Annotated in this window: 10 protein-coding genes and 2 tRNA genes; 10 read left to right on the top strand and 2 right to left on the bottom strand. The window is 69.0% G+C overall.

Annotated features, from left to right (window positions below; all coding sequences use genetic code 11):
• Positions 1 to 99: 99 nt before the first annotated feature.
• Together ACT3UF_RS12970 and ACT3UF_RS12975 are read left to right on the top strand one after the other, a co-directional pair.
• The gene (locus ACT3UF_RS12970) at positions 100 to 834 is read left to right on the top strand and encodes a sensor histidine kinase (RefSeq protein ID WP_444598955.1); all 735 of its coding nucleotides are present in this window, start codon (positions 100 to 102) and stop codon (positions 832 to 834) included.
• Positions 831 to 1,475, top strand: a complete 645-nt coding sequence (locus ACT3UF_RS12975; RefSeq protein ID WP_441444713.1) for a response regulator — start codon at positions 831 to 833, stop codon at positions 1,473 to 1,475. Before ACT3UF_RS12970 ends, ACT3UF_RS12975 begins: the two co-directional genes overlap by 4 nt.
• 95 nt (positions 1,476 to 1,570) lie before the next feature.
• Here the strand turns inward: ACT3UF_RS12975 and ACT3UF_RS12980 are convergent.
• Positions 1,571 to 1,644 (bottom strand) — tRNA-Gly (locus ACT3UF_RS12980).
• 138 nt (positions 1,645 to 1,782) lie between these two features.
• On the opposite strand from ACT3UF_RS12980, the gene ACT3UF_RS12985 reads away from it, so the two are divergent.
• From ACT3UF_RS12985 to ACT3UF_RS12995, 3 genes are all read left to right on the top strand, one after another.
• Positions 1,783 to 1,856, top strand: a tRNA-Pro gene (locus ACT3UF_RS12985).
• A gap of 83 nt (positions 1,857 to 1,939) precedes the next feature.
• Positions 1,940 to 3,535: a trigger factor gene (gene tig, locus ACT3UF_RS12990; RefSeq protein WP_441445075.1), complete on the top strand. Its 1,596-nt coding sequence runs from the start codon at positions 1,940 to 1,942 to the stop codon at positions 3,533 to 3,535.
• 133 nt (positions 3,536 to 3,668) lie between these two features.
• The gene (locus ACT3UF_RS12995; RefSeq protein ID WP_441445076.1) at positions 3,669 to 4,250 is read left to right on the top strand and encodes a dihydrofolate reductase family protein; all 582 of its coding nucleotides are present in this window, start codon (positions 3,669 to 3,671) and stop codon (positions 4,248 to 4,250) included.
• A 68-nt stretch (positions 4,251 to 4,318) separates the two neighbouring features.
• Here the strand turns inward: ACT3UF_RS12995 and ACT3UF_RS13000 are convergent, their stop codons facing one another.
• Positions 4,319 to 5,164, bottom strand: a complete 846-nt coding sequence (locus ACT3UF_RS13000; protein WP_441445077.1) for a C40 family peptidase — start codon at positions 5,162 to 5,164, stop codon at positions 4,319 to 4,321.
• Positions 5,165 to 5,641: 477 nt separating this feature from the next.
• On the opposite strand from ACT3UF_RS13000, the gene ACT3UF_RS13005 reads away from it, so the two are divergent.
• The 5 genes from ACT3UF_RS13005 to ACT3UF_RS13025 all read left to right on the top strand — a co-directional run bounded on the left by ACT3UF_RS13005 (position 5,642) and on the right by ACT3UF_RS13025 (position 10,121).
• Positions 5,642 to 6,217 carry an ATP-dependent Clp protease proteolytic subunit gene (locus ACT3UF_RS13005; protein ID WP_441445110.1) on the top strand — a complete coding sequence of 192 codons (576 nt, stop codon included), beginning with the start codon at positions 5,642 to 5,644 and terminating at the stop codon, positions 6,215 to 6,217.
• Positions 6,218 to 6,314: 97 nt separating this feature from the next.
• The gene (locus ACT3UF_RS13010; RefSeq protein WP_441445111.1) at positions 6,315 to 6,962 is read left to right on the top strand and encodes an ATP-dependent Clp protease proteolytic subunit; all 648 of its coding nucleotides are present in this window, start codon (positions 6,315 to 6,317) and stop codon (positions 6,960 to 6,962) included.
• A gap of 335 nt (positions 6,963 to 7,297) precedes the next feature.
• Positions 7,298 to 8,638, top strand: coding sequence for an ATP-dependent Clp protease ATP-binding subunit ClpX (clpX, locus tag ACT3UF_RS13015; RefSeq protein ID WP_441445078.1), 1,341 nt, complete (start codon positions 7,298 to 7,300; stop codon positions 8,636 to 8,638).
• Positions 8,635 to 9,003, top strand: coding sequence for a chorismate mutase (locus ACT3UF_RS13020; protein WP_441445079.1), 369 nt, complete (start codon positions 8,635 to 8,637; stop codon positions 9,001 to 9,003). The genes clpX and ACT3UF_RS13020 overlap by 4 nt, the downstream gene beginning before the upstream one ends.
• 203 nt (positions 9,004 to 9,206) lie before the next feature.
• Positions 9,207 to 10,121, top strand: a complete 915-nt coding sequence (locus tag ACT3UF_RS13025; protein WP_441445080.1) for a hypothetical protein — start codon at positions 9,207 to 9,209, stop codon at positions 10,119 to 10,121.
• Positions 10,122 to 10,141 lie beyond the last annotated feature (20 nt).

Here is a 10,141-nt window from a genome sequence, read left to right on the forward strand (position 1 = left end):
AGAGCCCGGAGCACCTGTGCCCACCGTCATCGGTCCCTACCCGGCGCACCATGGCCATCGGCACGGGTGCGCGCAGAGGGAGCGGCCTAGCATGGTGCCATGCGCAGACTGGGCACCGAGAGCTGGGCCGGCATCGCGAGCGGCTTCTACCTGATGATCCAGCTGGCGACCGTCTTCAGCACCCTCACCCTGCTGCGGGAGAAGCGGATGCGCACCGAACTGGCCCAGGCACACGTGGACCTCAAAGCCGCCGGGATCCTGCTGGCCGAATCCACCCGCACCGCGGAGCGGCTGCGGATCTCCCGCGAGCTGCACGACCTGATCGGCCACCAGCCCACGGTGCTGACTCTGAACCTGGAGGCCGCCCGGCACGTCGGCCCCGACCGGGCGCGCGAGCACGTGGCTCGTGCCGATGCCGTCGCCCGAGGGCTGCTGCGCGACGTCCGCTCGACGGTGGGGGAGCTGCGGACGCAGCCCGTGGACCTGCAGGAGGCGCTGCGCAGCATGGTCGAGGGAATTCCCGGGCTCCAGGTCGACATCGCCGTGGACCCGGATCTGAACCTGGGGGAGGAGCAGCAGGTCGCCTTCATCCGCCTCGCCCAGGAGGCGGTGACCAACACGATCCGCCACTCCGAGGCCTCGCGGCTGCAGATCGACCTCGCCCAGGACGGCAGTCAGGTGTCGCTGGTGGCGCGAGACGACGGGATCGGCGCCCGGGCTCCCGAGCTCGGCAACGGTCTGTGCGGTCTGCGCGAACGGTTCGAGTCCCTGGGGGGCGAGCTCACGGTCGACGGCACCGCGGGCTTCGCGGTGACGGGGCGGGTGGCGGCGTGACCCGAGTGATCGTGGTCGATGACCAGGCGCTGGTGCGTGACGGGATTCGTGCTCTCCTGCAGGTGGCGGGGATCGATGTGGTGGCCGAGGCGGACGACGGGAAGACGGCGCTGGCCGCAATCGCCGAGCATCCCGTGGACGTGGTCCTGATGGACCTGCGGATGCCGCGCTTCGACGGCCTCTGGGCGCTCGAGCAGCTGCATGCGCAGGGCTCACAGGTGCCGGTCCTCGTGCTCACCACCTTCGATGACGATGAGCTGGTGCTCCAGGCTCTGCGCAGCGGTGCCCGCGGATACCTGCTCAAGGACGTCACCGTCGACCAGCTCGCCCGGGCCGTGCGTGCCCTCGAAGGCGGGGGCACCCTGATCTCGCCGTCCATCACGGAGGGCCTGCTGCGCGCGATTCGCTCGGACCGGGTGCCGGCTCGGGAACGGGCCGCCCCGATCCAGGCGCTGACCGACCGGGAGACCGACGTGCTCCGCATGCTCGCCGAGGGCTACAGCACCCGCGAGATCGCTGAGCTCCTGCACCTGGCTGAGGGCACCGTGAAGAACCACATCTCGATGATTCTGCAGAAGCTGGGGGCGAGGGATCGCACCAGCGCGGTGCTGCGAGCCCTGCGCGAAGGCGTTCTCGGATAGAGCGAAGGCACTCTCGGAGAGAAGGGCATCCGAGCGGTGACCAGCGTAGAAGCGACGAGGCCGCGACATCCGGTGGATGCCGCGGCCTCGTGCCATGGAGCGGGCGACGGGAATCGAACCCGCGTAATCAGTTTGGAAGACTGAGGCTCTACCATTGAGCTACGCCCGCGCTGCGGCTCTATTGAACCAGATCAGCGATGCAAGAGCACATCCGCAGTGGCCTAGGCGACATGCATCTGCTCACAGCGCCCGGGCCAGACCGAGGCACTCCGCAGTGGGAACGGGTAATATCTCCAAGGTTGCCCCCCGGGGTGTAGCTCAGCTTGGTAGAGCACCCGCTTTGGGAGCGGGAAGTCGCAGGTTCAAATCCTGTCACCCCGACTCCGCGTCGGGTCGCCCGCGTGCGGGCCCGGGGCGCCATCAGAAACGTCCACCTACTGTCCATCTACAGGGAGACCTGACCAGTGAAGACCGAGTCCGAGAAGCTCAGCCCCACCCGGGTGAAGCTCACCGTCGAGGTGCCCTTCGACGAGCTCAAGCCCGCCGTCGAGACCGCCACCAAGAAGATCGCCGATCAGGTGCAGATCCCCGGCTTCCGCAAGGGCAAGGTCCCCTCCAAGCTCGTCGAGCAGCGCTTCGGTCGCCCCGCGATCATGCAGGAGGCCGTCAACGACGCCCTGCCCGACTTCTACCAGCAGGCTGCTGCTGAGGCGGAGATCAAGCCCGTCGGCCGCCCCGAGGTGGAGATCACCGAGGTGCCCGGCCTGGACGGCTCCGAGGACGGCAACCTGCTCTTCACCGTCGAGCAGGACGTGCGCCCCGAGATCGAGCTGCCCGACTTCTCGACCTACGAGGTCGAGATCGACGAGCCGACCGTCGACGAGGACGCCGTCGAGGTGCGCCTGGACGAGCTGCGCGAGCGCTTCGGCACCCTCGTGGGCGTGGACCGCCCCGCCGAGGATGGCGACTTCGTCTCCCTCGACATGGTCGCGACCATCGACGACGAGGAGATCGAGTCCGTCGAGGGCGTGTCCTACCAGATCGGTGAGGGCAACATGCTCGAGGGCCTCGACGAGGCGCTCATCGGCCTCTCCGCCGAGGAGACCACCACCTTCGTGTCCAAGCTGGCCGGTGGCGACCGTGCCGGTGAGGACGCGCAGGTGAAGGTCACCGCACAGTCCGTCAAGGTGCGCGAGCTGCCCGAGGCCGACGACGAGTTCGCCGAGATGGCCTCCGAGTTCGACACCATCGACGAGCTCAAGGATGACCTGAAGAAGCAGGCCGCCGCCGACGCCGAGGGCAACCGTGTGGGCCTGGCCCGCAACGCCCTGCTCGAGAAGCTCCTCGAGGAGCTCGAGATCCCGGTCCCCGAGCAGCTGGTGGAGGACGAGATCCTCTCCCACCTCGAGAACGAGGGCAAGGAAGCTGGCGACCCGCACGGCGAGGAGATCCGCGAGGACACCGAGAAGGCCGTTCGCGCCCAGTTCCTGCTCGACGAGATCAACGGCACCCGCGAGGTGAACGTCGATCAGAGCGACCTCATGAACTACATGACCCAGCTCTCGACCCAGTACGGCATCGAGTCCAACCAGCTGCTGCAGATGCTCGCCCAGTCGGGTCAGCTCGAGCAGATCTTCTCCGAGGTCCAGCGCTCCAAGGCGCTCGAGGTCGTCCTCGCCGAGGTCACCGTGAAGAACACCGCTGGCGACGTCATCGACCTGGGCCTGAAGGCCGAGGGCGCCGACGCCGACGCGGCAGAGGCCGACGAGAAGCCCGCCAAGAAGGCCCCGGCCAAGAAGGCCCCGGCCAAGAAGGCCGCTGCCAAGAAGGCGCCGGCCAAGAAGGCTGCTGCGGCGGATGACACCGACGCAGCGGAGGCCGACGAGAAGCCCGCCAAGAAGGCTCCGGCCAAGAAGGCGCCGACGAAGAAGGCTGCTGCGGCGGATGACGCTGACGCCGCTGAGGCGAAGCCGGCCAAGAAGGCTCCCGCCAAGAAGGCACCGGCGAAGAAGGCCGCTGCGAAGAAGGACGAGGCCGCCGAGGCGACCGACTCCGAGTGACTCGCCGCCCCCGCTGCGGGGCATGAGACGACGCCGGGCCGTCACCCATCGGGGTGGCGGCCCGGCGTCGTCGATGGAAGACTCGGCGACCCGGCCCGCAACGGTCCGAGACTGCCGTCCCCGGAGGTACCTGATGGGATCGTCGACCGCATCCGGCACGAGCAAGGTCACCTGGAGCTTCACTGCGTCCCTGGACGGGTTCATCACCGGCCCCGAGCACGACATGGCGTGGCTCGAGGCCTGCCCGAGGATGGACGAGTCGGTGCTCGCACGACTCGCCGCTGCCGTCGGCGTGATCCTCTCCGGGCGCCGCGGCTACGACGCCGCCCGCGCACAGGCCGACCATCGCGATGAGCTCACCGCCGAAGCCTACGGCGGGGCATGGACGGGCACCGAGATAGTTCTGACCCACCGCCCGGCGGAACTCGCTGACGATCCCGCGGTGACCGCATGGGATGTGGACGTCGTGGAGGCGGTGCGCCGGGCTCAGCAGCTCGCAGCGGGCAAGGACGTGCAGATCATCAGCGCGGATATCGCCCGCCAAGCGCTCGAGCATGGCCTGGTCGACGAGCTGCAGGTGTTCTCGGCCCCCGTCATGCTCGGCGATGGCACCCGCGCCTTCGACGTGCCCGGTGGTCGCTTGGTGGAATGGGAGCTGGTCGGGCCCATCCCCGGCGCCGAGGCGGCGTTCGGCAGGATCTACCGGGCACGCTGAGGTGAGCGGCCATGCGAACGGCCCGGCTCCCCAGAGGGGGCCGGGCCGTTCTGCGTGCGCGCTGTGGATCAGCGGTAGGTCACGAAGCCGATCGGGTTGCCCCAGATGGAACGCTCGACGACGCGCTGCTTGGAGCCGGAGGCGTCGATGATCTGGCCGTTGCCGGCGTAGATCGCGACATGGCCGGACCAGGCGACGATGTCTCCGGGCTGAGCCTGCGACTGCGAGATCCAGCGGCCGCCGTTGGCGATCTGGCCCGAGGTGCGCGGGAGGTCGATGCCGGCAGCCTGGTAGGCGTAGTTCACCAGGCCGGAGCAGTCCATGCCGCCGAGCGAGGAGCCGCCCCAGCTGTAGGGGGTGCCGACGGCCGAACGGGCGGCGCTGACGATCGAGCTGGTGTTCGAGGAGGAGCTCGAGGACGAGGCGGCGGGAGCCGAGGCGCCGCCGGTGGAGACGGCACCGCCGTTGAGCGCGCTGCGGGTCTGGGGACCGACGACGCCATCGACCTGGAGGCCCTGGGAGGACTGGTAGTCCTTCACTGCGGAGTGCGTGCGCTTGCCGAACACGCCGTCGACGGACAGGTTCGCGCCGTGGTCGTTGAGCGCCGACTGCAGATCCTGCACGGCACCGCTGCGCGAGCCCCAGCGGAGCTTCTGCGAGCTGTCCAGGACAGCGGTGGGAGCGGTGGCCGTGGGGGCCGCGGGGGCGGCGTTGACAGCAGGTGCTGCCGGGGCGCTGGCGATCGGGGCGGCGGGCGCCGCCGGAGCGGCCTGGGCGGCGCCGCCGACGAAGGCGGTGCCGAGGACCACGGTGCCGAGGACGGCAGCTCCACCGAGGCCACGAGCCGCGCGCTGGGCGTGGTGGGTCGGGAGCTGGGCGCGGCCGGGGATGCGATGCGAGTTGTGCTGGGCCATGATGTGCGGTTCGTTCCTTCCGGTCCCGGCGTGGGCCGGGGTGTACTGCAGGCTGTTGTGACCACCGTCTTCGAGGCGATGTAGCCACCGTAGGAGGGCGACGGGGCATCGGTAAGGGTGCTTGGCAGAGCTGAACCGTGGTCTTGACACGGTTTTTGCACGCGCATCGCCGGACGTGACCCGATCTCGCCACGACTTGACGATCTCGCGAGAGGCGGGACACAGCGGAGGGATCTGGCGAGGGCTGGGACGCGGTGGAGCGAGCCCCGTCCGGCTGCGCGTGACGTCCGCTCTGCTGGCAGGGCCCGCTGTCCCGCTCGTGCAGTGCGCCTGCGGCGAACAGGGCCCGCGAGGGTCCCGCCGAGCGCCTAGAGTCGTGTCATCGACGATTTCCGCTATCAAGGAGACACCGTGACCCGCGTGACCCCGCAGAGCACTCAGACCTCCCCGCCCCGCAATGCGGCCGGCGACACCCCCATGGGGCTGGACGACAACGTCTACCAGCGCCTGCTGCGCGAGCGCATCGTCTGGCTCGGCTCCGAGGTGCGCGACGAGAACGCCAACGCGATCTGCGCCAAGATGCTCCTCCTCGCCGCCGAGGACCCGGACAAGGACATCTACCTCTACATCAACAGCCCCGGTGGTTCGATCACCGCCGGGATGGCCATCTACGACACCATGAAGTACATCCAGCCGGACGTGGTCACGGTGGCGATGGGCATGGCCGCCTCGATGGGACAGTTCCTGCTCTCCTCCGGCACCAAGGGCAAGCGTTTCGCCACGCCCCACACCCGCGTGCTCATGCACCAGCCGCTCGGTGGCCTCGGTGGCACCGCGACCGATATCAGGATCCAGGCCGAGCTCATCCTGTCGATGAAGCGCACCCTCGCCGAGTTGATCGCCGAGCAGACCGACAAAAGCGTCGAGCAGATCACCGCCGACTCCGACCGCGACAAGTGGTTCACCGCGGAGGAGGCGCTCGAGTACGGCTTCATCGACAAGATCGTCACCGGTGCGCGTGACGTCACCGGTGGCGGCGGCACCGCCGACTGACCGGCCCCGGCACCCACCGACACCCTTGACTCAAGGAGACCCAGTGACCTTCGACCCCCGCACCATCGGCGCATTCCCCACCGCCCAGGCCGGCCGGATGGCCCCGACGGCCCCGCTTCCCACGTCGCGCTATGTCCTGCCTCAGTACGAGGAGCGCACCGCCTACGGCATGAAGCGTCAGGACCCGTACACCAAGCTGTTCGAGGACCGCATCATCTTCCTGGGCGTCCAGGTCGACGACGCCTCCGCGGACGACGTGATGGCCCAGCTGCTGGTCCTGGAATCCCAGGACCCGGATCGTGACATCACGCTGTACATCAACAGCCCCGGCGGCTCGTTCACCGCGCTGACCGCGATCTACGACACGATGCAGTACATCAAGCCCGAGGTCACCACGGTGTGCCTGGGCCAGGCGGCCTCCGCCGCCGCCGTGCTGCTGGCGGCCGGCGCTCCGGGCAAGCGCCTCGCGCTCCCGAACGCGCGCATCATGATCCACCAGCCCGCCATGGGTGGAGAGGGCGGCGGCGGCCAGGCCTCCGACCTGGAGATCCAGGCCAACGAGATCATGCGCATGCGCGAATGGCTCGAGGAGACCCTGGCCTTCCACTCCGGTCGCACCAAGGAGCAGGTCAGCGTCGACATCGAGCGCGACAAGATCCTCACCGCGGCCGGAGCGCTCGACTACGGCCTGGTGGACCAGGTGCTGGAGTCCCGCAAGGTGCCTCGCGCGCAGCTCTCGAAGTGATCGCCCGCCGCTTCCGGCGCCTCGGCTGAGGCCCCGCGGCGGCACCGGCGTCACGATCCATCGGCCCCTGCCCGCTCCCGAGCGCTGGCAGGGGCTGATGTCGTTCCCGCGGGGCGGCGACGGTTCCCTCGGAGGCCGGCCGTCGATCCGGCGGGGCGCGGCCTCAATCCCTCGGGGGCCGAGCATCGCTCCTGCGGGGCGCGGCGTCCCGGAGCGCGTCGCCTACCGCGTCCGGGGTCGTCTGCGCGGTACCGTGGTGAGGGTCCGCGGGGCTCGAGCCGTGACCCGAGGATTCTGCAAGAGCACTGCTGACGGCCCGATGAAAGGACACGGACATGGCGCGTACGAGCGATGGGTCCGACGTGTTCAAATGCTCCTTCTGCGGAAAGTCGCAGAAGCAGGTCGAACGACTGATCTCCGGCCCCGGGGTGTACATCTGCGAAGAGTGCATCGAGCTGTGCAACGAGATCATCGCCGAAGAGATCCAGGCCGCTCAGCCGGTCGCCCAGGACCAGGCCCCCCTCCCGGCCCCCCGCGAGATCTTCGACTTTCTCGAGGAGTACGTCGTCGGCCAGGAGCCCGCCAAGCGTGCGCTCGCGGTCGCCGTCTACAACCATTACAAGCGCGTGCGTGCGCAGGACGCCGCCGAATCTGCCTCGCCGGCCAAGAGCGCCGCGGTGAGCCTCGCGGAGGAGGCCGACTCCGAGCGCGACGAGATCGAGGTCGCCAAGTCCAACGTGATGCTGGTGGGTCCCACCGGCTGCGGCAAGACCTATCTCGCGCAGACCCTCGCCCGGATGCTCGACGTCCCCTTCGCGATGGCGGACGCGACCGCGCTCACGGAAGCGGGATATGTCGGGGAGGACGTCGAGAACATCCTGCTCAAACTCCTGCAGGCCGCAGATTACGACGTCAAGAAGGCCGAACGCGGCATCATCTACATCGATGAGGTCGACAAGATCGGTCGGAAGTCCGAGAACCCGTCGATCACCCGCGACGTCTCCGGGGAGGGTGTGCAGCAGGCCCTGCTGAAGATCCTCGAGGGCACCGTCGCCGCGGTGCCGCCGCAGGGCGGGCGCAAGCATCCCCACCAGGAATTCATCCAGATCGACACCACGAACGTGCTGTTCATCGTGGCGGGTGCCTTCTCAGGCATCGAGGACATCATCGGTTCACGGCTCGGCAAGCGCGGCATCGGATTCGGCGCCGAGCTGCATACCCCCCTCGAGCAGGAGCAGATCTACTCCAAGCTGCTGCCGGAGGATCTGCTGAAGTTCGGACTGATCCCCGAGTTCATCGGCCGTCTGCCCGTGATCACGAGCGTCTCGAACCTCGATCGCGACGCCCTGATCACCATCCTCACGGAGCCGCGCAACGCACTGGTCAAGCAGTTCCAGAAGATGTTCGCCCTGGACGGGGTGGAGCTCGACTTCGAGCGCAGCGCCCTGGAGGCCATCGCCGACAAGGCGATCCAGCGGGAGACCGGAGCACGTGGACTGCGAGCGATCCTGGAGGACTCCCTGCAGCCGGTGATGTTCGAGGTGCCCTCTCGCGACGACGTGGTCAAGGTCGTGATCACCGAGGGCGTCATCACCCAGGGACGCGCCCCGCTGATGCTCACCGGCAAGGACGCGGACCGTGAGAGCTCCCGGACCCGCCAGGAGCGCACGGCATGACCGGTGCGAAGCCGGGACCTGCAGGAGGCAGCCACCCCGAGACCCGTGCCCGCGAGCTGCTTCTGGAGGAGCGGCGCAGCATCGACAACATCGATGCCGCGCTCGTGCATCTGCTCGCCGAGCGCTTCGCCCACACTCAGCGTGTGGGGGTGCTCAAGGCCGAGCATGGACTGCCGCCTGCGGATCCTTCGCGGGAGCGCGAGCAGGTCGATCGGCTTCGTGCCCTGGCTGATCAGGCAGGTCTGGACCCCACTTTCGCCGAAGCCTTCATGCGCTTCATCGTCACCGAGGTGATCCGCCACCATGAGCGGATCCGGGACGAGAGCTCCGGCGCGAGCCCCGCGGAGAGCTCTGCGCAGAACTGACCCGGTCGCACCTGCCGGGCCATCCCCGTCGGGCCACCCCCGTCGGGTCGTCTCTGCCTGATCACCCCTGCTGGGCCGCTCCGCTGAGGCCCGTGGTCCTGCCGCAGCAGGCGGGTGCATGGATAGTCCTCCCCATCGACGGATGGAAGCGGGCCCCGTAGTTTCTCGTCCTAGACGGATGGCGATGAGCAGGGGAGCGGACGATGAGCGGGTTCTGGGGAGCCGAGGTCGAGGTGCTGCGTCAGCATGGCACGGCCTGCGGTGCAGCGGCAGGGGCGGTGGAGTCGCTGCTGGGGAGCTGCGCGAGTCTGATCGACGGGATCGAATGGATCGGGCCTGATGCCGACTCGTTCCACGAGCGCTGGGGCGGGGAGGTCCGGCCGCTCATCGAGCAGATGATCCACATGCTCCGAGCAGATGGACGCGAGCTGAGCCGTCACGCCGATGCCCAGGACGAGGCCTCCGGCGGCGGTGACGGACGCCGAGCGCCCACCTCGCCGGGAATGCCGATCCCGAGCCAGCCCCTGCCGTTTCCCCTGCCCAAGGGGCTCCCCCCGATCCTTCCCCCGATCTTCCCTCCGCTCCCGATACCGGGAGATGACTTCACGTGGCCGATCACTCCGCCGTGGGGGAAGCCGCCGGTCTCTCCGCTCCCGACACCGGGGGATGACTTCACCTGGCCGATCCCCCCGCCGTGGGGCAAGCCGCCGGTCCCGACCGTTCCGGACGGACCGTTCGACGTCGGCCCCTTCCCGTTCCCCATCCTGCCGCTGCCGAGGCTGGAGATCCCGCGCTGCCCGGTGCCGCGCATCGATCCGGACGACCTGATCATCGGGATCCCGCCGATCCTCACTGACTGCTTCCCGACTCCGCCACCGCTGCCGCCGCTGTTCCCACCGCCCATGACGGACTGCTGGCCGATCGGGGAGCGCGCGCCGCTGCCCATGCCGGAGAATTGGCCGCTGCCTCAGCCGCGCTCGCTGCCCAGCCTGCTTCCGGAACCGATGCCGTTGCCGGAGAACTGGCCGCTTCCTCAGCCGCTGCCGCGTCCGCTGCCGATCCCGGACCAGTGGCCTTTGCCGATGCCCCTGCCGCGGCCCGACATCTATCGGCTCTGAGGAATAGCGGGCCGTCGCCC

Origin of the sequence: Brachybacterium sp. AOP24-D1-21 (assembly GCF_052378665.1) — a bacterium.
Taxonomy (GTDB): domain Bacteria; phylum Actinomycetota; class Actinomycetes; order Actinomycetales; family Dermabacteraceae; genus Brachybacterium.

Excerpts from the sequence above, each read along its gene's own strand:
- ACT3UF_RS12970 (WP_444598955.1), top strand. The coding sequence starts at position 100 with ATGCGCAGACTGGGCACCGAGAGCTGGGCCGGCATCGCGAGCGGCTTC.
- ACT3UF_RS12995 (WP_441445076.1), top strand. The coding sequence starts at position 3,669 with ATGGGATCGTCGACCGCATCCGGCACGAGCAAGGTCACCTGGAGCTTC.
- ACT3UF_RS13000 (WP_441445077.1), bottom strand. The coding sequence starts at position 5,164 with ATGGCCCAGCACAACTCGCATCGCATCCCCGGCCGCGCCCAGCTCCCG.
- ACT3UF_RS13005 (WP_441445110.1), top strand. The coding sequence starts at position 5,642 with ATGGGGCTGGACGACAACGTCTACCAGCGCCTGCTGCGCGAGCGCATC.
- ACT3UF_RS13010 (WP_441445111.1), top strand. The coding sequence starts at position 6,315 with ATGGCCCCGACGGCCCCGCTTCCCACGTCGCGCTATGTCCTGCCTCAG.
- clpX (WP_441445078.1), top strand. The coding sequence starts at position 7,298 with ATGGCGCGTACGAGCGATGGGTCCGACGTGTTCAAATGCTCCTTCTGC.
- ACT3UF_RS13020 (WP_441445079.1), top strand. The coding sequence starts at position 8,635 with ATGACCGGTGCGAAGCCGGGACCTGCAGGAGGCAGCCACCCCGAGACC.
- ACT3UF_RS13025 (WP_441445080.1), top strand. The coding sequence starts at position 9,207 with ATGAGCGGGTTCTGGGGAGCCGAGGTCGAGGTGCTGCGTCAGCATGGC.